20 protein-coding genes are annotated in these 20,481 nt (G+C 72.0%); 12 read left to right on the top strand and 8 right to left on the bottom strand.

Features of this window, described 5'->3' with window-relative positions:
- Positions 1-18: 18 nt before the first annotated feature.
- Complete coding sequence (locus C6361_RS27755) at positions 19-2,739, bottom strand: glycoside hydrolase family 3 C-terminal domain-containing protein (RefSeq protein WP_107269501.1); 2,721 nt, start codon at positions 2,737-2,739, stop codon at positions 19-21.
- A gap of 589 nt (positions 2,740-3,328) precedes the next feature.
- On the opposite strand from C6361_RS27755, the gene C6361_RS27750 reads away from it, so the two are divergent.
- The 7 genes from C6361_RS27750 (at position 3,329) to C6361_RS27720 (ending at position 8,925) form a co-directional block, all read left to right on the top strand.
- A complete protein-coding gene (locus C6361_RS27750) occupies positions 3,329-3,967 on the top strand; it encodes an HD domain-containing protein (protein WP_107269500.1) in 639 nt (212 codons plus the stop codon).
- Between the two features lie 122 nt (positions 3,968-4,089).
- Positions 4,090-5,025: an NADP-dependent oxidoreductase gene (locus C6361_RS27745; RefSeq protein ID WP_107269499.1), complete on the top strand. Its 936-nt coding sequence runs from the start codon at positions 4,090-4,092 to the stop codon at positions 5,023-5,025.
- Between the two features lie 150 nt (positions 5,026-5,175).
- Positions 5,176-5,637: a tetratricopeptide repeat protein gene (locus tag C6361_RS27740; RefSeq protein WP_107271224.1), complete on the top strand. Its 462-nt coding sequence runs from the start codon at positions 5,176-5,178 to the stop codon at positions 5,635-5,637.
- 242 nt (positions 5,638-5,879) lie between these two features.
- Complete coding sequence (locus C6361_RS27735; protein WP_107269498.1) at positions 5,880-6,380, top strand: SigE family RNA polymerase sigma factor; 501 nt, start codon at positions 5,880-5,882, stop codon at positions 6,378-6,380.
- On the top strand, positions 6,377-7,423 hold the full coding sequence (locus C6361_RS27730) for a hypothetical protein (protein WP_159079504.1): 1,047 nt from the start codon (positions 6,377-6,379) through the stop codon (positions 7,421-7,423). Before C6361_RS27735 ends, C6361_RS27730 begins: the two co-directional genes overlap by 4 nt.
- Before the next feature lie 112 nt (positions 7,424-7,535).
- On the top strand, positions 7,536-8,441 hold the full coding sequence (locus tag C6361_RS27725) for an arginase family protein (protein WP_234359047.1): 906 nt from the start codon (positions 7,536-7,538) through the stop codon (positions 8,439-8,441).
- A 22-nt stretch (positions 8,442-8,463) separates the two neighbouring features.
- Positions 8,464-8,925 (top strand): hypothetical protein, encoded by a 462-nt coding sequence (locus C6361_RS27720; RefSeq protein WP_107269495.1) that lies wholly within the window; start codon positions 8,464-8,466, stop codon positions 8,923-8,925.
- A gap of 28 nt (positions 8,926-8,953) precedes the next feature.
- On the opposite strand, the gene C6361_RS27715 is transcribed toward C6361_RS27720, so the two are convergent.
- From C6361_RS27715 to C6361_RS27700, 4 genes are all read right to left on the bottom strand, one after another.
- A complete protein-coding gene (locus C6361_RS27715) occupies positions 8,954-10,717 on the bottom strand; it encodes an FtsX-like permease family protein (RefSeq protein WP_107269494.1) in 1,764 nt (587 codons plus the stop codon).
- Position 10,718: 1 nt separating this feature from the next.
- Positions 10,719-11,501: an ABC transporter ATP-binding protein gene (locus tag C6361_RS27710; protein ID WP_107269493.1), complete on the bottom strand. Its 783-nt coding sequence runs from the start codon at positions 11,499-11,501 to the stop codon at positions 10,719-10,721.
- Positions 11,498-12,037: a PadR family transcriptional regulator gene (locus tag C6361_RS27705; protein ID WP_107269492.1), complete on the bottom strand. Its 540-nt coding sequence runs from the start codon at positions 12,035-12,037 to the stop codon at positions 11,498-11,500. The genes C6361_RS27710 and C6361_RS27705 overlap by 4 nt, the downstream gene beginning before the upstream one ends.
- A gap of 150 nt (positions 12,038-12,187) precedes the next feature.
- Positions 12,188-12,547 carry a hypothetical protein gene (locus C6361_RS27700; protein ID WP_107261177.1) on the bottom strand — a complete coding sequence of 120 codons (360 nt, stop codon included), beginning with the start codon at positions 12,545-12,547 and terminating at the stop codon, positions 12,188-12,190.
- A gap of 375 nt (positions 12,548-12,922) precedes the next feature.
- Here C6361_RS27700 and C6361_RS27695 point away from each other — a divergent pair, with 375 nt between their 5' ends.
- Positions 12,923-13,681, top strand: coding sequence for a glycoside hydrolase family 11 protein (locus C6361_RS27695; RefSeq protein ID WP_199853104.1), 759 nt, complete (start codon positions 12,923-12,925; stop codon positions 13,679-13,681).
- 213 nt (positions 13,682-13,894) lie between these two features.
- The gene (locus C6361_RS37200; protein ID WP_159079503.1) at positions 13,895-14,278 is read left to right on the top strand and encodes a hypothetical protein; all 384 of its coding nucleotides are present in this window, start codon (positions 13,895-13,897) and stop codon (positions 14,276-14,278) included.
- Here C6361_RS37200 and lepB read toward each other — a convergent pair.
- From lepB to C6361_RS27675, 3 genes are all read right to left on the bottom strand, one after another.
- The gene (gene lepB / locus C6361_RS27685; RefSeq protein ID WP_107269490.1) at positions 14,271-14,813 is read right to left on the bottom strand and encodes a signal peptidase I; all 543 of its coding nucleotides are present in this window, start codon (positions 14,811-14,813) and stop codon (positions 14,271-14,273) included. The genes C6361_RS37200 and lepB overlap by 8 nt on opposite strands.
- Before the next feature lie 107 nt (positions 14,814-14,920).
- Positions 14,921-16,645, bottom strand: coding sequence for an amidase (locus C6361_RS27680; protein WP_199853103.1), 1,725 nt, complete (start codon positions 16,643-16,645; stop codon positions 14,921-14,923).
- Positions 16,645-16,944 carry a hypothetical protein gene (locus C6361_RS27675; RefSeq protein WP_107261171.1) on the bottom strand — a complete coding sequence of 100 codons (300 nt, stop codon included), beginning with the start codon at positions 16,942-16,944 and terminating at the stop codon, positions 16,645-16,647. The genes C6361_RS27680 and C6361_RS27675 overlap by 1 nt, the downstream gene beginning before the upstream one ends.
- 604 nt (positions 16,945-17,548) lie before the next feature.
- Here C6361_RS27675 and pyk point away from each other — a divergent pair.
- Genes pyk through C6361_RS27660 form a run of 3 tightly spaced genes read left to right on the top strand, consistent with a single transcriptional unit; the run spans position 17,549 to position 20,459 of the window.
- The gene (gene pyk, locus C6361_RS27670; protein ID WP_107261170.1) at positions 17,549-19,000 is read left to right on the top strand and encodes a pyruvate kinase; all 1,452 of its coding nucleotides are present in this window, start codon (positions 17,549-17,551) and stop codon (positions 18,998-19,000) included.
- Entirely contained in the window at positions 18,997-19,890 is an 894-nt protein-coding gene (locus C6361_RS27665) for an acyl-CoA thioesterase (protein ID WP_369930591.1), read from the top strand. Before pyk ends, C6361_RS27665 begins: the two co-directional genes overlap by 4 nt.
- Before the next feature lie 23 nt (positions 19,891-19,913).
- Entirely contained in the window at positions 19,914-20,459 is a 546-nt protein-coding gene (locus C6361_RS27660) for an Rrf2 family transcriptional regulator (protein WP_107261168.1), read from the top strand.
- Positions 20,460-20,481 lie beyond the last annotated feature (22 nt).

The raw sequence follows: 20,481 nt of genomic DNA, 5'->3' as shown, positions 1-20,481 counted from the left end.
CCTACCGCACCCCCGGGCCTATCGCACCCCGACGACGAACTCGGTGGACCGGCTGACGCCGCGATAGCTGACGGTGGCGGTGATCGTGGCGACCCCGGTCGCCTCGGCCCGGATGCCGCCCGACCGGTCGACCGAGACCACCTGCGGGCGGTTGCTGCGGTACCGCACGGTCGCGCCGGCCGGCAGCGGCGTGCTGGCACCCTCGGCGCGGTGGCCGTACCGGGTGTCGTCGGTCATCGCGATCGTCAACTTCGGGGCGAGGACGGTGCCCGGGGAGACCAGCGTCGGCGCGGTCGCGGTGACGACCGACAACGCCGGGCGCAACGCCCCTCGGACGCTCACCACCGCCCGCAGCCGACGGTCGGCGTCCGCACTGGAGCGTCCGACCTGGAACGCGTACGCCCCCGGGTCGACGACGTACCGGCCGGCACGCTCGTCGAAGAAGGCGAGGTCGGCGACGGGTACCCGGAACTCCACCCGCCTGGTCTGCCCCGGGCGCAGCGAGACCTTCTCGAAGCCGGCCAGCCGCTTGGCCGGGCGTTCCAGGCCGGCCGGGGCACCCGGGGTGGAGACGTAGAGCTGCACCACCTCGGCACCCGGCACCCGACCGGTGTTGGTGACGTCCACGCCGACCCGGACGGTGTCGTCGGCGTGCGCCGTCCGGCGGTCCACCCGCAGCTTCGAGTAGCCGAAGCCGCTGTAGCCGAGGCCGTGGCCGAACGGGTACGACACCTCGCCGTCGAAGTACATGTACGTCCGCCCGGGGCGCCCGTCGCCGCCGCGGATCGCGTAGTCGTCGATCGGCGGGAGCTGCCCGGCGTCCCGGTACCAGGTGAACGGCAGGTGCCCGCTCGGGTTGCGGGCCCCGAGCAGTACGTCGGCCAGCGCCTCGCCCTTTCGCTGCCCGTTGTGCGAACTCCACAGGATCGCCGGCACGGCCGCCTCGAAACCGGCCACGTCGACCTGGCCGACGGTCTCCAGATAGACCACGGTGTTCGGGTTGCGGGCCGCCACCTGACTGATCAGCGACGCCTGCGCGCCCGGCAACGCCAGTGTGGACCGGTCGACGTCCTCCCGGGAGTGCCGATCGTCGGTGCCGGCGTACACGATCACCGCGTCGTAGTCGGCGACGGCCGCCACCGAGGCCGGGTCCACCTCGGCCAGGCTGCCCGGGGTGACCCCGGGCAGGTGGTCGACGACCGCGCCGGGGTTGATCCGCTGGATCGCCGCCCTGAGCCCCTGGTAACCGTTGACCTCGTTGGCCTGCCCGGCGCTGGCCTGGATGCTGGAGTAGCCGCCGAGGTACATCGTCGGCGGGTTGGCGTAGTAGCCGAGCACCGCCACCCGGTACGGCCCGGACGCCGGTACCCGCAGCGGCAGCAGCGCGGCCCGGCCGGCACGTGTCGGCCGGGTCCTCGGGGCCTGGTTCTTCAGCAGCACGATGCTCTCGGCGGCGACCTCGCGGGCCGTCGCCAGCCGGGCCGGGGTCTGGGTGACCGCGCCGTTGGCGTCCGAGTTGGTCCAAGTCCCCGGCGCGACCCGGGACCGGGCGGCGGTCACCCACGGTACGTCCTCGGGCCGGTCGAACTCGCCGAGCCGGATCCGGGTGGTCAGCAGCCGGACCAGCGAGGCGTCCACGTGCTCCTCGGTGTAGCGCCCGTAGGGGGTGTCGACGCCCCGGGCGATCGCCTCCGGGATGGTGTTGGCGTAGCTCCACTCGTCGTGGTAGCCCTGCTGGCAGTTCAAGTCCTCACCGGCCGCGTTGGCCCAGGCGTGCCGTTCGATGTGGTCCAGCGGGGCCGGGTGGCCCGGCGGCTGCCAGCGGTGGCCGTGCTGGATCTCCCGGATCGAGTCGCAGTCCGAGGTGAAGAAGCCGTCGAACCCGAAGGTCTGCCGGGCCAGCTCGTCCATCAGATAGCCGCTGGCCGAGGTCGGTACCCCGTTGAGCCGGTTGTACGAGGTCATGATGGACGCCGGTGAGCTGCGCTCGACCACCTCCCGGAACTGCGCGGTGTAATACTCCCGCAGCGTCCGGTCGTCCATGTTCGCGGTGCCGCGCAGCCGGTCGAACTCGCTGTTGTTGGCGGCGTAGTGCTTGAGCGTGGTGCTGGTCTTCAGATATCCGCCGCTCTCCGGCAGCATCCGGCCGGACCGGTCCTTGCCCTCCATCCCGTTCACGAACTGCGCGGCGAGGGCGGCGGTGAGCAGCGGGTCCTCGCTGAACGCCTCGTCGTTGCGGCCCCAGCGCGGATCGCGGGCCAGGTTGACGGTGGGGGAGTAGAAGTTCAGGTCCAGCCGGTTGTCCCGGACCACCTCCCGGGCCTCGTCCGAGATCAGGGTGGCCTCCCGGTGGACCAGGTCGGGGTTCCAGGTGGCGCCGAGGGACAGGTCGACCGGGTACGAGGTGGTGTTGACCAGGATCGGCGGGTTGGCGTTGTGCAGGGTGCCCTCCCGGGCGACCCCGTGCCCGGCCTCGTTCCACCAGCCGTAGGCGGCGATGCCGAGCCGGGGCAGCGCCGCGGACTGGCTGCTGACCATCTGGGCGGCCTTCTCGGCGAGGGTCATCCGGGAGACCAGGTCGACCGCCCGTTCCCGTGCCGAGTAGGACCGGTCCAGGTAGATGGCGCTGCCGTCGCCGCTGGTCCCGGTGGGGACCGCCGCCTCCGGCCCCGTCGCACATCCGCCGCCGCTGACCAGTACGACGGCGACCGCCGTCGCCGTCCAGGCACGCGCTCGCATCCCGCCATCCCCCTCCGCCGGTCCGGTGGACCCCGGGCGAAGGTAGGACGGATATCGATGACCGTCAAGGTATTTGGGCATCGCGCGGTGACGGCGTACCGCCGCCGGTGTCGGATTACGATTGCGGAATCTCCGGAGCCGGGACCGGGCGACACCCGACTGGACCCCGGTGCCACGATGGCCGTCGGATCGGCGACGCAGGAGGCACGGGCACGGTTCATTGGTAACACACCGTCAACGGCGACGGCGGGGATCCCGTGGCGGGGGGTAACCGACGCGGAGCCCTCGCAAGCCGCCTTCCGAAATGCGCGTACGCAATCGGTGTCCGGTTTCGACGCGACGCGGCGAACCCGACAGCCGGCATGGCACACCACCAGGTGTGACGGACGTCGCGAAATGGCACCGCAGGCGCTCGACCGCGACCGCAGGGGTTGAGGGTGGTCCCTGACGGAGCGGACCGCCGGGATCTCGGCTGTCCGGATACAAGGGCTTTCTGGCTGGACGGAGGCGGCGCCGCAGCCCGCTCGTTGGGCAGCATGGAAGTCGACCGAACAATGCACAGCCCACACAGTTCCGAAAGGCCAGGATCATGCCAGAGGTAATCGCGGGACTGGAGATTCCCGAGACGGCGGCTGTCGCCGAGGCGACCAGGCGCATCCAGCAGACGACCAGCCCGCTCATCTACCACCACTCCCGGCGGGTCTTCCTCTTCAGCCAGATCCACGCCGACCGGCTCGGCGTGAAGCCGGACCCGGAACTGCTCTACCTGGCGGCCATTTTCCACGACAGCGGCCTGCTGACCCCCTTTTCCGACGTCGAGCAGCGCTTCGAGGTCGACGGCGCCGACCATGCGCGCAAATTCCTCCTGGAACGGGGATTCCCGGCGGCCGCCGCCGAGACCGTCTGGACGGCGATCGCGCTGCACACCACTCCGGGCATCCCCGAGCGGATGTCCCCGGAGATCGCCACCACGCAATTCGGCGTCCTGACCGACGTTCTCGGGTTCGGGCTGGACGGAATAGCACGCGATCAGCTGGACGAAATCCTCGCCGTACACCCGCGAGGGGACTTCAAGCACGAGTTCCTGCGCACGTACGCCGACGGGCTCAGGAATCGTCCCGAAACCACGAACGGCACCGTGAACTCCGACGTACTCGAGCACTTCGTCCCCGGCTTCCAGCGCACGACAATGGTCGAGCGCGTCCTCGGCTCGGCCTGGCCGAGCTGACCGGGCAGCACCCGAAACGCGAGCCTGGGGCCGGCGGAGCCGCCACCGTGCCACGAGCGGACCCTCCTGCGGGTCCGGCAGAACCGGCCCGTACCGAAGAATGTTCTTGAAAGGATTCGAGGATGCGAGCGATCACCGTACGAGACCGTGACGCGGGTGTCAGCGGCCTCACCCTGACCGACATGCCCTACCCGCACGCCGCGGAGAACGACGTCATCGTGCGGGTACACGCCGCCGGCTTCACGCCCGGCGAACTCGACTGGCCGGCGACCTGGACCGATCGGGCCGGCCGCGACCGGACGCCGAGCATCCCCGGGCACGAACTCTCCGGAACGGTGGTCGAACTCGGCTACGGGACCACCGGCCTCAGCGTGGGCCAGCGGGTCTTCGGGCTGACCGACTGGGCCCGGAACGGATCGCTGGCCGAGTACGTCGCGGTGGAGGCGCGCAACCTCGCCCCGCTCGCGGCCGACATCGACCACACCGTCGCCGCCGCGCTGCCCATCTCCGGACTGACCGCCTGGCAGGGACTCTTCGAGCACGGACAGCTCAGGACGGGACAGACCGTCCTCATCCACGGCGCTGCGGGTGGCGTCGGCTCGATCGCCGTGCAACTCGCCCGGGAGGTGGGCGCGCACGTCGTCGGTACCGGTCGAGCCGACGATCGTGAGGTCGCGCTCGGCCTCGGCGCGCAGACCTTCCTCGACCTGGACGCCGACGACCTTCGGCAGGCCGGCGAGGTGGACGTGGTGTTCGACGTCATCGGCGGCGAGATTCTCCAGCGATCGACCGCACTGGTCCGCCCGGGCGGCGTCGTCGTCAGTGTCGCCATGCCGCCGACCGTGCAGCCCAGGGACGGGCGAGCGATCTTCTTCGTCGTCGAACCCGATCGCGCCCAACTGATCGATCTCGCCCAGCGCCTCCGGGCCGGACGGCTCAACCCCATCGTCGGTGCCGTGCGACCGCTCTCCGAGACGGCGTCCGCCTTCGCCCGCCACCGCCGTACGCCGGGCAAGACGATCATCCGGGTCGCTGAGGAAGAGGAAGCGCAGCACTGAGCACCGGTACGGCCGTCGTGGTCGACCTGAGCATCGCCGGGGAGCCGTACGGGTAGGACCGGAACTCCACGCAGTGCGGGCTGTGCCGCGGACGTCGGGGGCAAGTACGATCCATGCCACCGTCGCGGGACGAGCCATCCGGGAGTGCCGATGATCAGCGATGCGACACTCGTCCGGATCGGCGAAGCGGTGGCGTTGCACCACCATCAGGGCCAGCGCGAGGCGGCCCGCGACCTGTTCGTGCAGATCTGGGACGAGATCGGTGGGGAACAAGGCGATCCACTGCACGTCTGCGTCCTCGCCCACTCGATGGCCGATGTCCAGGACGACGTCCGGCAGGAGTTGGTCTGGGACCAGCGCGCGCTGGCAGCGGCCGACCTGCTCACCGAGGACCGGGTGACGGCGGCGGGGGTGCCGCTGCCGGTGGCCGGCCTGTATCCGTCGTTGCACCTCAACCTCGGTGAGTGCTACCGCAGGCTCGGCGATCTCGACCGGGCCCGCGAGCACCTTGAGCATGCGCGGGCGGGGATCGGCGCGCTCGGCGACGACGAGTACGGGCGGCTGATCAAGGACGGAATGGAGCGGCTGGCCCAGCAGCTCTCCGCCGCGTAGCCGCGCACTGCCGACGGGCGGTCCGTCCCGGAGCGGCCGGATCGCTGCTCGCCACCATCGATCCCGCTGGACCACCGACCGCAGCCGGGCGGGTGAACCCGTCCGGCTGCGAGGTGGTGATCCGGCGTATGCGATTCCGGACGGGGCTCCGGCGCCGGCCGGTCGTCTCCGTGGTCGGTGTCAACACACCGGCGGGTCCGCGGCGTTGCTTCCGGTGACGCGAACGATTGAGGAGGCCCCGTGTGACGTTCGAGGAGTTCGTGACGACGAGAGGTGCCAGCCTGGTCCGGCTTGCCCGGCTGCTCTCCGGTGATCGGCACCGGGCCGAGGACCTGGTCCAGGATGTCCTGGCCCGGGCGTACGTCCGCTGGCGGCGGATCTCCGCGACCGGTCGCCCGGAGGCGTACGTACGACAGATGCTGGTCAACGCGAACCGGTCGTGGTGGCGGCTGGGTAGGAACCGGGAGCTGCCGTACGCCGCCCCGACCCGTCCGGAGGTGGTCGGTGGTGAGGATTCCATGGTGGTCGAACGGGATCACCTGTGGCAGATGGTCTTGACCCTGCCCTATCGGCAACGGGCCGTACTGGTACTGCGGTACTACGAGGATCTTGACGACAGCGCGATCGCGGAGATTCTCGACTGCTCCCTTCCCACGGTCCGTACCCACGCGATGCGGGCACTCGGCAAGCTCCGTGACCTGAGGGCGCGGGAGTTGGCCAACGAGTTCGGAGGGACACGATGAGCATGGATGACGAACTGCGTCGGAGCATGACCGTCCAGGCCGACGGTCTGGTGGATGTCGGATCCCTCCTGAGCCGGTCGACGAGCCGGGGCCGGGTGCTGCGTCGGTATCGCCGTCTGGCGGTGGCATCCGCCGTGCTGGCCGTACTCGGCGTCGGGGTCGGTGGCTCGGTGCTGGCCTGGCCGACATCGGGTCAGCCCGGTGAGATCGTCGGCGGGACCGGGGTGGACGGGCAGGGGCTGGCAGGCGTTCCGATGCCACCCTCCGTAGCGGGCAGACCGACGGTTCTGGAGGACCCGGGCGTGCTCGGCAGCGATCCGACGCTCCTGCACCTCTCGGTCGAGGTCGAGCCCTCCGTGCTGGCCGCCCTCCAGCCGGCGTCATCGGTCGGCGGCCCTGCCCCGGCCACCGGCTGGGCCAGTACGGCCGGCTCGGAGTACCTCAGCCTCGGCAGCCCGATCGCGGTGGACTTCTGGGCCGGTCCCTGGGCGCTCGAACAGAAGCGTGGCTTCACCCGGCAGGGTGCGGTCACCGTCGACGGCAAGCCGGCCGAGGTCTACGTCGCCGCGAGGCAGCGGTTGATCGTCTGGGAACCTGTGCCCGGCGTCTCGGTCGCGGCCCGGGGCATCAACGGGACCACCGAGGAGGTGCTCGCCGCCGCGGCCGCCGGGCTCCGGTTCGACCGGGTCAGTTCCTGTGCGGTGCGGTTCGCGTCCCCTGCCCCGCCACCTGCGGCGGCGTTGTCGCGCTGCGACACGAACGTGACCGACGAGGGCATCGCCAGTGGCGGTCGGCTGGTCTACCGCCGGGCCGACGGCTCCACACTGGACATCCGGGACCGTGGCGGGGAGCCGTCCCGGGAAACCCCGAACGCCGAGGTGGCGGGTCATCCCGCGAACTGGCGAACCGGGGATGTCCAGGGCGTGTCGGGTGACATCCTCACCGTCGACCTTCCCGGCGGTCGCAATGTCCTGGTGCTCATCACCGGAAGTTTCACCCGGGAGGAGGTCGAGGCGTTCGTGGCCGGGCTGACCTGGTCCTAGTCCGCCGACACTCCGCCGACACTCCGGGGACCGGCCGTTGGCTGGTCCCCGGAGCACCATGGGAGAAAGCCGGAGCACCATGGAGGAGGCATGTCGAGAGAGGGGTGGAACGTTGACGGTCACCGTCCTGGAAGTACCGCAATGGCAGGGATCGGGTTCACCTGGCGCGTACCGGTTGCGGCACGGCGCGTCCGTGCTGGCCGGGTTCTTTCCCGCCGGGCAACGGATCCGGGTCGACGCGGACGGCCGACCGGCCGGGCTCCGGGACCGCGTCGCCGCCCTCGACACGCTCTCGGCGAACCTGGACGCGGTACGCGCCGCCCACGCCGACGCCCTGGCGCACGGGCGAGGGGTCGTGACCGTCGGTGGGGACTGCGCTGTCGACCTCGCCCCGATCGAGGCGGCCGTGGCGGCGTACGGCGACGGGCTCGCCGTGGTCTGGTTCGACGCACACGGCGACCTGAACAGCCCCGCCTCGTCACCGTCCGGCGCGTTCCACGGCATGATTCTGCGGACCCTGCTCGGCGACGGCCCGCACGAGCTGGCCCCGACCAGGGCGTTGCGGCCGAGCCAGGTCGTGCTGGCCGGCGTACGCGCGCTCGATCCCGGTGAACGGGAGTTCGTGGCCGAGCACCGGATCCGACACGTCGCGGCGGCACGGCTGGCCGACCCGACCGTCCTGATCGACCAGGTCGCCGCCACCGGTGCCGAGGCCGTCTACCTGCACATCGATCTCGACGTGCTGGACCCGGAGGTGTTCGACGCCGTCGGCACGCCCGAGCCGGGTGGCCTGACCTTCCAACAGCTCGACAGCGCCGTGCGCGGCCTCGCCGCGCGGTTCACCGTCGCCGGAGTGTGCCTCGCCGAGTACGAACCACACGACGACGGCAACGCGGACCGCGACGGCAGCGCCGACCGCGACGGCAGCGCCGACCGCGACGGCCTTGCCGGCCTGATCGCGACACTGGCCGCCGTGCTGGACGGCGACGCTGCCGAGCGGCTGGAGGGCGCGGCTTGACCAGGGTGCCCACCCTGTGGCCATGAGGCCGAACCTGGCGAGAATCCCGGGCGACCGCGACGCGGTTGCCCAGGCCGTCCTGGCCCGGGCACCCCGCCCCGTCGACCCGGGGTTCCTCGCCTCCCTCGATCCCCCCACCGCGCTGGCCCTCGGCCGATACGGTGTCCGCCTCGCGACGACCGCGCTGCGGGAGCGGTCGGTGGCGCTGCTCCGACGGTCCCTGCTGGCAACGGGACTCGGCCGTTGCCTGCGGGACGACGACGACCGGGACGTCATGGTCGGCCTGGCCCTGCCGTGGGTCGTGGCCCAGCAGCTCGGGGCCTCCCCGGCCACGGAGTTCGCGGCGGTCGCGGACGACCTGCCCGACGGCCACGTCGCCGGACTGTTGCGCAGGTTCGGCGCCCGGCAGGACATCACCCTGGCCGCCTTCGGGTGGGAGGTGGTGACGACGGCCGACGGACCGGACTTCTCCCCGCTGTACTGATCGTCGTCGGTGACGCCGTCTACGCCCGTCAGGTCGGTGCGGACCGGAGACTCTCCGCGACCGGGCGCCGGGCGGCCGTCATCGCGGGGATGGCGGTGAGCGCGGCGACGGCGAGCAGGACCCCGAGTGCGGCGCCGAGCAGCCAGGAAGCGGGCGGGTACTGGACCTCGCCGAGGCTGACGGACACGACAAGCCCGAGGCCGGCCGGGATCCCCACCGCGACGCCGGGTACGGCGGGCAGCAGTTGCGCCACCGCCAGGCCCACACCCGCCTGCGCGGGCGTCGCACCGAGCGTCCGGGCGACGGCCAGCGGCTGTCGGGCGTCGAGGACCGCGGTCCAGGTGCTCACCACGGCGTTGATGAGCGCGAGTACGCAGAGTACGACGGTGAGCAGGAGGGTGGCCCGTTCGCCCCGTTCCCAGCGGGGATTGACCAGCTCCGTGTAGCCGAGGTCGAAGCGCACCACCCGGGCGTTGACCGTGAGCATGGCGACGAGTGCGGTCGTGGTGATCAGGGTGTTCACGGTGACCAGCCGGGCCCGGCGCGGGCGGCGCGCGTTGATGCGTACCCCGATCAGCAGGGCGGTGGGCAGCCGCCGCGACAGCCAGATGCGCCACCGTCGGCGCTGCGGCGGCGTGGCGGCGTCGGCCAGGGCGTGCACGGTGTCGGTGGCGGCGGCGCGCAGCACCGGTACCAGGGTGGCCGCCACCGCGATCACGACGGCGAGGGCCGTGACGGCGATCATCGTGCGCAGCGCGGGTGGCTGGGCGTGGACGGAGCCGATGAGCCCGGCGCTGGGCCGGATCAGCACCGGCGCCGCGAACCAGCCCGCGGCCAGGCCGGTGGCGGCGGCGGCGAGCCCGATCACGAGGTACTCGGCGAGGTGCACGGCAGCGATCATGGCCGGTCCGGCGCCGACGGCCTTGAGCAGTCCCACCCGGCGGCGCTGCCCGATGATCCGGCCCGCGACGATACCGGCGACGCCGGCCAGCGCAAGGCCGCTGAGCAGCCAACTGCCGACGAGCAGCGCCCTCTGCGCGTCGCTGTACAGCCGACCGTTGAGGTGGCCGATCGCCTGCCAGGTGGTGAGCTGGTCGCCGACGGTGTACCCCGTGCTGGCGGCCGGGTCGGCGAGCCTGAGGTTGAGGGTGTACGACAGCGGCCGGTTGCCGGCGAGCGTGGCCAGGTCGCCGCGGTCGACCCAGACCAGGCCGCCGCGCTCGACCAGGACGCTGCCCGGGTAGTGCCACCCGGCGTACGGATAGGTCGGTCTCGCGGCGGTGACCGCCGTGCCGGTCACCCGCAGCGGGTGGCCGTCGACGCTGACCGTGTCGCCGGTGCGGATGCCGAGGGCGTCGGCGAAGGCACGCTCGACGACCACACCGCCGGGGCGTACCCAGGTGCCGTCGGTCACGGCGGGCCGGTCGACCGACACGGGTGCGGTGTCCCGGCCCTCGACGACGGCGTGCGCGGACGTGCCGCCGGCCGTCATCGTCAGGTACGCGATCGGGAACGGGCCACTGTGGTCGGTGACGCCGGCCGCGCTGGTCATCGGTGCCAGCTCGTCCAACGCGGCCTGGCCGGTGGTCCGGGGTGTGACGATCACGTCCGGGCCGGCGGTGGCGGTCCGGGTCTGCTCGTACGGCCGGTCGGCGATCTCGGTGAGGGTGAGGCCGAGGGTCAGCGTGGCGGTGGCGGCGGTGATGGCGACCAGGAGCAGGACGGTCTCGGTCCGGCGCCGCCGCAGGTCCCGGACCAGCAGCCGGCAGACGAGCAGCAGGCGGCCGACCACCTCAGCGCCACCCGCCGTAGACCGTGCCGCTGCCGCTGCCGCTGCCGGTGCCACTGCTGGCGCTGGTGCTGACAGTGGCGGTGGCGGTGGCGGTGGCGAACAGGCTGTCGTCGGCGAACGCCCCGTCGCGCATCGATATCACCCGGTCGGCGACCGCGGCGATCCGGGCGTCGTGGGTGACCACCACCAGCGTCTGTCCCGTGCTGCGAAGCTCCTCGAAGAGCCGCAGCACCTCCAGGGTGGCGGCGCTGTCCAGGTTGCCGGTGGGTTCGTCGGCGAGTACGACCAGCGGTTCGTTGCTCAGGGCGCGGGCGATGGCGACCCGCTGGCGCTGGCCGCCGGAGAGCGCCGAGGGCAGGTGCCCGGCGCGGTCGGCGAGCCCGATCCGGTCGAGCAGGTGCAGCGCCCGCCTACGCGCCCGGCGGGGCGGCTGCCCGGCCAGCAGCGCGGCCAGCTCGACGTTCTCCACCGCGGTCAGCTCGTCCATCAGGTGGAACGACTGGAAGACGAACCCGAGGCTGTCCCGGCGCAGCCGGGCCAGGGCCCGTTCGCTCATCGTGTCGAGCCGGCGGTCCGCCAGCCACACCTCTCCGCCGGTGGGGCGTTGCAGCCCGCCGAGCAGGTGCAGCAGGGTGGACTTTCCACAGCCGCTGGGCCCCATCACCGCCAGCGTCTGCCCGGCGGGCACCTCCAGGTCGACGTCGTCGACCGCGCGCACCAGGGCGTTGTTCCAGCCGTACCGTTTGGTCAGCCCGCGTGCCCGCAACGCCGTCGATCCGGTCATGCCTCCGCCTTCCGCCCAGTCCGGTCACGCTCGGCCCACATCCGCTCGCATGCCTCCAGCCACTCCAGGTCGGCCCGCAGCCGCAGCACGACGCCCTCCAGCAGTACTCCGGCGACCGGATCCACCGACCGGTCCAGCACCGCGCGCTGGGTGTCGCGCAGCCGGCGTAACAGCTCCCGCCGCTGCGCGTCGATCAACGCCACGGGGTCGGCCAGCCGGCCCGCCGAGGCGGCCACCAGCTTCAGGTGGAACTCCGTGAGGTCCGGCTTCGGCCAGCTCACCTCGGCCAGCCAGCCGGTGACCCGCTGCTGTCCGGCCGGGGTCAGCGCGTAGACCCGGCGGTCGGGCCGGTCCGGCAGACCCTCGGTCCGCTCCGAGGTCACCAGCCCGGCCTTGGCCAGGCGGGCCAGCACCACGTAGATCTGTCCGGCGTTCATCGCGTCGCCGACCGGGCCGAGCGCGTCACGCAGCCGGCCGCGCAGGTCGTACCCGTACGCCGGCTCCTTCGCCAGCATGGCCAGCACCACGTCCTGCACCCAGGCACACCCCTTCGACCGACAGACCGCTATTAGATAACCGGTAGCTATAGGACTGTCAAGTCCGCCAGGTCGGGACGACACCGGACGGGCCACGCCTCCTGCATCGCCGTGTTCGTGCTGACGTGTCGGCCGTTGCGACCTTCCGGACTACCGCAGCCAGCGGAGTGCGGCGTCGGCGGTGTCCTCGGGGCTTCTGTTGAACGCGATGGCCGCGCCTGGAGCGTGCTGCCGCACTAGGTTGACCACCCTCTCGAAGAGTTCGAGAAACGGCTCGTGCTTGCGGATGCCGCCACCGACCACCACGCAGGCGTACTCCCTGCGGGTCAGTGCCTCGACGATCGTTCCTTCGACGTCGTCGTCGGGTACCACCAGGCAGTAGTCCGCTTCGATCCCGTACTCGCCGAACCGGGCCGCACCGCGCTCCATCGCCGCCACGACCGGCTCCGGATCCCAGCCCGGGATCCTGGCGGGGTCGAGGCCGATCACGAGTACTCGTTCCGATGCCATCGGTTTTCCTTTCTTGGCACAGCCTGCTTCTTGGCACAGCCTGTCGGCGGCCACAGCCTGTCGGCGGCGGCGGTCCGCCCGGACACCGGGTCCATCAAACACCGGCGACGTCGCCGGAAGGCGTCACCCCGGCCGGGCTGGTGCTGCCTGCCGGCTCCGTGGCCCGTTGACAGGTCGTCGGAGTTCAACTGACACTTGAGGCCGCAGCATTGATAGACATCGATGTCATTGTGGAGTGCCCGTGGTGGACGTTCGCGCGATGCCGGTGCGCGGCGTCGAACGGTCGGACGCAGCACCGGACCACCCCCAGGAACCGGACTGCCGCCAGGAACCGGACTATCCCCAGGAACCGGACTATCCCCAGGAGGTGCGGGCATGCGGAAGACACCCGGCGCCGGCTCGACGAGCGGCCGGCGCGGCCGGATCAGGATGCTGGTCGGCGCCGCCTGCGGCACGGTACTGCTGGCCGCCGCGACGATGACGGTCACCGACGCCCACGCCCACGCCGACACGACCCTGAGCCGCCCGGTCATCACCACCAACCAGACCGGCACCCACGACGGTTACTTCTATGCCTTCTGGCAGGACACCGGCGATGCCGCCCTGACCCTGGGCCCGCATGGTCACTACAGCGCCCGGTGGAGCGGCGTGAACAACTGGTTCGGCGGCAAGGGCTGGGCGACCGGCGGTCGTCGGACCTTCGACTACTGCGGCACGTTCCACCCGGGTGGCGATTCCTACCTGGCGCTCCTCGGCTTCACCAGGGAGCCGTACATCGAGTACTACATCCTGGAGAACTGGGGCAGCTACCGGCCGACCGGTACCCGGATGGGCGCCGTCGTCAGCGCCGACGGCACGTACGACATCTACCGGGTACAGCGGATCGGTACTCCGGGCAGCACGCCGTACCACCAGTACTTCAGCGTCCGGCAGCAGAAGCGCAGCGGCGGGACGATCAACACCGGTGAGCACTTCGACGCCTGGGCCCGGGTCGGCATGGACCTCGGCAGCACCATGGGCTACATGATCATGGCTACCGAGGGCTACCAGAGTAGTGGGTGGTCCGACATCACGGTGGAGAGCGCCGCCACCAGGCCGCCCCGGTGCACCACCGGCCCGCCGTCGACCCCGTGAGCAGGTGCGGGCACGACCCCGACGTCGCCGGACACCCGCCGCGCCCCGTCCACCGGCCGCTCTGGCCGGCTGAACCGCCCGCCGCTCTGGCCGGCTGAACCGCCCGCCGCTCTGGCCGGCTGAACCGTCAATCGGTTCGCCCCGACGGCGTCAGAACCAGGTCCAGGGGCGGACGAGTCGCCACAGCCGCCCACGCCAGCGTGCCCGCCGAGGGTGCAGGAACAACTCGATGTCCTCCAGCGCGTCGGTCACGGTCCCTCGGACGTGCGGCCTTCGGCGCGCCTGGCGCAACGCGACGACGACACGATCCTCGTCGAGTCGACGGTGAACCCTCGCGAGATGCCCGAGGCAGGTGGCGGCGAGCGCCTGGACCTGGTGATCGTCATGGTCGAGCAGGGCCAGGTAGAGCTGCTGCGACTGCCTCCAGTCGCCGTCGCCGTACAACGCGCATCCCACCATGGCGTCGAGGGCGCCCGCGAGGTCTCCGCGATCGAGAGCGTTCCGGACGTCGGCCGGCCGTGCCGGTGGAGGATTGTGGAACGTACGGTGCTGGTGCGTCATGCCATCCCCGTAGTCTCGGCGAGGGCGGTCAGCTGACCATCACGGCGGATATCGACGAGGTCGGGATCGGCCCGGCACACCGGGAGTCGTTCGAGTTCGCGCGGTTGTCGCCCATGACGAAAACGCTGCCCGTCGGCACCTCGGCCGGGGCGAACCGACGTGGTCCGCAGTCCTGCGGATTCGACGGCATGTCGAGTGGTGCGTCGTCGGCCACGTACGGCTCGTCCAGCGGCCTGTCGTCGATCGTCACCTTCCCGGCGGGGTCGCAGCAGGCGATGGTTTCGCCGCCGACCGCCACGACCCGCTTGAGCAGCGGTGCCGTGCCGTCACCCCATCGACCGCCGTCGCGCTGGAACAGGACGACGTCGCCGTGCCGTGGCTGGTAACCATCCCCGACCTTCCGGACGGTGATGACCTGTCCGGACCTGACCGCCGGCTCCATGCTGACGCCGCCCTGGGTGAACTGCTCGGTCTCGCCGCTCGCGGTGGCAGTCCCGCAACCGGCGAGCCCGGTCAGCGCAGCACTTCCGGTCAGCACGGCGACGACGAGCAGCGACAGCGGTCTCCTCATCCGGCAGATCTTGCCAGAACGTTCAACGAGACGGGGGCGGTCGCCGTCCCACCACTGTGGAGGGCCTCCGGCAGCGATGCCGGAGGCCCTCCACGCGATCTCGTCGGCTACTGGGTCAGCTCGGCCACCTGCTCGGCGGTGAGCCGGCCCCGGGACTCGTCCGGCTCCGGCGCCGCGAGGATGCCCCGGGCGGAGCGGGCGTCCGCCGCCACGGCCGGCGGATCCGCCGGCCGGCGCCAGTGCCAGTCGGTGACCTCCTGGTACGCGGCCACGACGGAGAGCAGCCGCTCCTCCCCGTACGGGAGGCCGCCGAGGATGGTGCCGATCGGCACCCCGGCCGAGGTGAAGCCGATCGGGAAGCCGATCTCCGGCAGGCCGAGGATGTCGAACGGCACCGGACCGGTCTGCACCACCACGTCGCAGGCGTCGAAGAGCTGGTCCAGTACCCGCTCCAGGAAGACCAGCTTGGCCCGCTGTCCGGTGAGGAACTCGTTGCCGCCGAGCAGCGCCCCCTGCAACCAGCTCGTCACCGAGACTCCGAAGCCGCGCAGGTCGGTCCGGAGGTACGGCATGAACGGCTCGCTGCGTTCCGGCAGCCGGATGTTGTTGAAGGTGTTGCCGCCGAGCCGGTCCCACTCCTCCGGCAGGGTCACGTCGACCAGGGTCACCCCGGAGATCTTCGCCAGCTCGGCCAGGAACGCCTGCCGGGCCAGCGCGGTCGCCGAGGTGCCGGTGGCGTAGTTGGGGAGTACCCCGATCCGGGTCTTCCAGCGCAGCTTGACCCGCCTGCCGGCGTACACCGGGGTGGCGGCCTCGATCAGTCGGGGCACTGGCGGCAGGCCCTGGCTGCGCGGGTCGGCCGGGTCCTCACCGGTCATCGCGGTCAGCATGATCGCGGCGTCCCGGGCATCCCTGGCCAGCGGACCGGGATGGTCCCGGGTGTAGCTGAGCGGGATGATCCCGTTCAGCGAGACCCGGCCCATGGTCGGTTTGAGCCCGGTCAGGTTCTGCGCGTTGGCCGGCGCGGTGATCGAACCGCCGGTCTGGGTCCCGGTGCCGGCGGTGGCGAGTCGGCCGGCGACCGCCGTGGCGGTACCGGTCGACGAGCCGCCCGGGTCGGTGCCCGGGTTGGTCGGCGTCCAGGCGTTGACCGTGGTGACGATCCCGGCCGGGGTGGTGGCCCGGGTGGTGGCCAGCGGACCCATCTGGGTCTTGCCGAGCACGATCGCGCCGCTCGCCTTGAGCCGGGCCACCGCCGTCGCGTCGAACGGCGGCACGAAGTCCTGGAAGAGGTACGAGTTGGCGGTGGTCGGCACCCCGGCGGTGTAGTAGTTGTCCTTGATCGCCAACGGGATGCCGTGCAGGGCTCCGGAGTGCCGCTGCCGGCCGGCGGCCCGGGCGGCGGCCAGTGCCGCGTCCGCGAGTACCAGATTGAAGGCCTGGTACGTCCGGTCGTACGCCCCGATCCGCGCCAGGTACGCCTCGACCAGTTCTTCCGGGCTGAGTCGGCGGGCCCGGATCAGCCAGGCCGCCTCGGCGATGGTCAGCTCGGTCGGGTCGGCCAGCGCCTCCGGGCGAGGCCGCCGGTACGCCTCCGGCCGGTCCAGCGCCGGGTCCGGCCGGCCGGAGCCGCCGCCGTGCCCGGCCGGGCCGGTGGCACCGGGCGAGAAGGTGGCACCGGTTGAGCCGCTGGCACCGGGGGAGAAGGCGCCGGCCACCTGGGGCAGCGCGACGGCGCCGCCGACCGCCCCGGCGGCGGCCAGCGCGGCGGCCCGGGCCAGGAAGGCGCGCCGGTCGACGGCCCGGTCCTGCGGTTCGAAGCTCACTGTCATCACCGCCGCCATTCCGTGCTGATCGAGGGGTAGAGCATCGGGGCCGCCTGCTGGGAGAGCGCCTTGGCCAGTGCCGGGTCGGTACCGGCCGGGGCCGGCAACTGGTAGGCGGCCAGTTCGGCCACGGTGCCCCGGACGAAGGAGCGGAGCGAGGCGAGTACGGAGTCCCGGCCGGGCGATCCGGTCTCGGGGTCGGCGGTGGTGCCGGGTGGCAGCTGGTCGAGGTCGATGCCCAGGCTGGCCAGTCGGGCCCGGATCAGGGTGTTGAGTTCGGCGTCGGTGGGCGGGGTCGGTGCCATGGCGCTCCTCGCGACGATCGGTGCGACTCGGACGGTGATGCGTCGACCGGGCGGTCCGGGACCGATCGTCGGCGTTCCGACCGACGGTCCTGGTCGGGGTTCCGACCGGCTTCCCCGGTCGGCGGCCCCGACCAGCGGTGTCCGGGTCGGCGGTTCCGACCAGCGGTGTCCGGTCGGCGGGTTCCGACCAGGGGTGTCCGGGTCGGCGGGTTCCGACCGGATGTCCCGGTCGGCGGTTCCGACCGGGAGCCGGGTGGCCGGGCCACCGGCGGTTCCGGATCTTGATCAACTACATCGAGCACGACTGTCCGGCCGGACGGTATCGGGGTGATAACAGCAAGATCACGTCGCGGTGAACTGGCGGCCGGCGGCGTAGACTTTCTGCTCGGGCGCCGCTGGCCGCCCGCGCACGGACCCGGACCTTCGCCGGCCGGGAGCACGGCGCTGGCGCGGCGGGAGTAGGCTCGGCGCCGCGCGGTCGCTGACGCCCGCCAACGACGTCCCGGTGTGACGACCCGCCGGTCACCCACCAGCCGCGTGACGTTGGTCAAGACTTCGGCATCCCGAGGGTCCGGCGGGCCGATCCGAGAGAGAGACTAGCCTGATGGCCGTAACGCGCCGAGCGAAGATCGTCTGCACCCTTGGTCCCGCGACCTCCTCACCGGAGCGCATCCGCGGGCTCGTCGAGGCGGGCATGGACGTAGCCCGGCTCAACTTCAGCCACGGCAGCCATGCCGACCACGAGCAGGTCTACCACCTGGTCCGCGAGGCCGCCCGGACCACCGGTCGGGCCGTCGCGGTCCTCGCCGATCTCCAGGGCCCCAAGATCCGGCTCGGCCGGTTCGCCGACGGCCCGCACGAGTGGCGGACCGGCGACTCCGTGGTGATCACCGGGGACGTCGTCCTGGGCACCCGGGACCGGGTCTCCTGCACCTACGAGAAGCTGCCGGCCGAGGTGCGGCCGGGTGACCGGCTGCTGATCGACGACGGCCGGGTCGCCGTCGAGGTCAGCGACGTGCAGGGCAACGACATCCGGGTACTGGTCACCGAGGGTGGCGCCGTCTCCAACAACAAGGGCGTCTCGCTGCCCAACGTCGCGGTCAGCGTGCCGGCGATGTCGGACAAGGACAGCGAGGACCTGCGCTTCGCGCTCGGGCTCGGGGTCGACATGGTGGCGATGTCCTTCGTCCGCTCGCCCGACGACATCAAGCTGGCGCACAACATCATGCACGAGGTCGGGGTGCACCGGCCGGTGATGGCGAAGGTGGAGAAGCCCGAGGCGGTGACCCACCTGGAGGCGATCGTCAACGCCTTCGACGGCATCATGGTGGCCCGTGGCGACCTCGGTGTCGAGCTGCCGCTCGACCAGGTGCCGCTGGTGCAGAAGCGGGCCGTGCAGCTCTGCCGGGAGAACGCCAAGCCGGTCATCGTGGCCACCCAGATGCTCGACTCCATGATCGAGAATTCCCGGCCGACCCGCGCCGAGGCGTCCGACGTCGCCAACGCGGTGCTGGACGGCGCGGACGCGGTGATGCTCTCCGGCGAGACCAGCGTCGGAAAATACCCGGTGCTCACGGTCAGCACGATGGCCAAGATCGTCACCACCACGGAGTCCGGGTCGATCGGCGTGCCCCGGCTCCAGCACGACCCGCGTACCCACGGCGGGGCGCTCACCGTCGCCGCCTCGCAGATCGCCAAGGCGATCGGCGCCAAGGCGCTGGTCGCGTTCTCGCAGACCGGTGACACCGTGCGGCGGCTCTCCCGGCTGCACTGCGACCTGCCGCTGCTCGCCTTCACCCCGGTACCCGAGGTCCGCGACCTGCTCGCCCTCTCCTGGGGCGTGCAGACCTTCCTGATGCCGTTCGTGCAGCACACCGACGACATGTTCCGGCAGGTCGACCAGGCGCTGATCGGGCTCAGCCACGCCAACCCCGGCGACTACGTGGTGATCGTCGCCGGTACCCCGTCCGGCACCCCCGGCTCCACCAACACGCTGCGGGTGCACCAGCTCGGTTCGCTGGTCGACCCGGCGGCGGTGGCTCGGACCGGACAGTGAGCCCGGACAGCCCCGGCGAGGTGGTCGTCGGGCAGGCGGCGGTCGACCAGCTCCTGGACGTACTCGATCTCCGCCAGCTCGACGAGATGACCTTCCGGGGGATGAGTCCCCCGGTCGGCCCGCAGCGGGTCTACGGCGGCCAGGTCGCCGGCCAGGCCCTGGTCGCGGCCGGCCGGACGGTCGAGCCCACCCGGTTCGTGCACTCCCTGCACGGCTACTTCGTCCGGCCCGGCGACCCGGCCGAGCCGATCGAATACCAGGTGGAGAAGATCCGGGACGGCCGCTCCTTCTCGGTACGCCGTTCCGTCGCACTCCAGCACGGCAAGACGATCTTCTTCATGTCCGCCTCCTTCCACCGCGAGGAGGAGGGGCTCGACCACCACGCCCCGGTCCCGGTCGACGTGCCGCCGCCGGAGGAGCTGCCGACCATGTCCGACCGGCTGGCCCGCTATCCGGAACGGCTGGGCATCTGGGCGATGATCCCGCGCCCGATCGACGTCCGGTACGTCGGCGAGCCCGGCTGGGTACGCCCCGGTGACCGGCCCGCCGACCCGCACCAGCGGGTCTGGATGCGGATCGACGGCAAGCTCCCCGACGACCCGCTGCTGCACGCCTGCGCGCTCACCTTCGCCTCCGACCTGACCCTGCTCGACTCGGTCCTCTCGGTGCACGGCGAGGTGTGGGGGCCAGGCGGCCTGGTCGGGGCCAGCCTCGACCACGCGCTCTGGTTCCACCGCCGGTTCCGGGCCGACGAGTGGTTCCTCTACGACTGCTGGAGCCCCTCCGCCTCGGGTGGGCGGGGGCTCGCCACCGGCCGGATGTTCACCGTCGACGGCCGGCAGATCGCCAGTGCGGTGCAGGAAGGCCTGCTCCGCCGGGTCGGCGCCTGACCGGGCCGGATAACCTTTCCGGCATGCGTCTCTCCGCCCGGGTCGACTACGCGCTGCGCGCGGTTGCCGAAATCGCCGCACGCGCGGAGGCGGGCGGGGCGGATCCGCGGCCGGCCGGCGGGGGCCGGCTCCGCTCCGCCGGCCCGGCCGGTGACGGCGCCGCGACCGGGGCGCACCGGCGGCCGGTGCCGCTGACCGCCGAGCAGATCGCCCGGGCCCAGGACATCCCGCCGAAGTTCCTGGAGAGCATCCTGTTGCAGATGCGCCGGGGCGGCATCGTGCACGCCCAGCGCGGCCCCGAGGGCGGCTACTGGCTGGCCCGCCCGGCGACGGAGATCTCGCTGGCCGAGATCATCCGGGTGATCGACGGCCCGCTGGCCAACATCCGGGGGCAGCGCCCGGAGGACCTGGGTTACTCCGGCGCGGCGCGGGCCCTCCAGGAGGTCTGGATCGCGCTGCGGGCCAGCGAGCGGGAGATCCTGGAGCTGGTCACCATCGCCGACGTGGCGAACGGCAAGCTGCCGGACCGGGTCCGGGACCTCGCCGCCGACCCGGCCGCCTGGACCTGAGCCGCCTGCACCCGACTCGCCT

Origin of the sequence: Plantactinospora sp. BC1 (assembly GCF_003030345.1) — a bacterium.
Classification (GTDB): domain Bacteria; phylum Actinomycetota; class Actinomycetes; order Mycobacteriales; family Micromonosporaceae; genus Plantactinospora.
The sequence above is the reverse complement of the archived record's forward strand: the minus strand, read 5'-3'. Positions and strand labels throughout refer to the sequence as shown.

Bases quoted from the DNA above. Each gene is read 5' to 3' on its own strand.
- C6361_RS27755 (WP_107269501.1), bottom strand. From the start codon at position 2,739: ATGCGAGCGCGTGCCTGGACGGCGACGGCGGTCGCCGTCGTACTGGTC.
- C6361_RS27750 (WP_107269500.1), top strand. From the start codon at position 3,329: ATGCCAGAGGTAATCGCGGGACTGGAGATTCCCGAGACGGCGGCTGTC.
- C6361_RS27745 (WP_107269499.1), top strand. From the start codon at position 4,090: ATGCGAGCGATCACCGTACGAGACCGTGACGCGGGTGTCAGCGGCCTC.
- C6361_RS27740 (WP_107271224.1), top strand. From the start codon at position 5,176: ATGATCAGCGATGCGACACTCGTCCGGATCGGCGAAGCGGTGGCGTTG.
- C6361_RS27730 (WP_159079504.1), top strand. From the start codon at position 6,377: ATGAGCATGGATGACGAACTGCGTCGGAGCATGACCGTCCAGGCCGAC.
- C6361_RS27720 (WP_107269495.1), top strand. From the start codon at position 8,464: ATGAGGCCGAACCTGGCGAGAATCCCGGGCGACCGCGACGCGGTTGCC.
- C6361_RS27710 (WP_107269493.1), bottom strand. From the start codon at position 11,501: ATGACCGGATCGACGGCGTTGCGGGCACGCGGGCTGACCAAACGGTAC.
- C6361_RS27700 (WP_107261177.1), bottom strand. From the start codon at position 12,547: ATGGCATCGGAACGAGTACTCGTGATCGGCCTCGACCCCGCCAGGATC.
- C6361_RS27695 (WP_199853104.1), top strand. From the start codon at position 12,923: ATGCGGAAGACACCCGGCGCCGGCTCGACGAGCGGCCGGCGCGGCCGG.
- lepB (WP_107269490.1), bottom strand. From the start codon at position 14,813: ATGAGGAGACCGCTGTCGCTGCTCGTCGTCGCCGTGCTGACCGGAAGT.
- C6361_RS27680 (WP_199853103.1), bottom strand. From the start codon at position 16,645: ATGACAGTGAGCTTCGAACCGCAGGACCGGGCCGTCGACCGGCGCGCC.
- C6361_RS27675 (WP_107261171.1), bottom strand. From the start codon at position 16,944: ATGGCACCGACCCCGCCCACCGACGCCGAACTCAACACCCTGATCCGG.
- pyk (WP_107261170.1), top strand. From the start codon at position 17,549: ATGGCCGTAACGCGCCGAGCGAAGATCGTCTGCACCCTTGGTCCCGCG.
- C6361_RS27660 (WP_107261168.1), top strand. From the start codon at position 19,914: ATGCGTCTCTCCGCCCGGGTCGACTACGCGCTGCGCGCGGTTGCCGAA.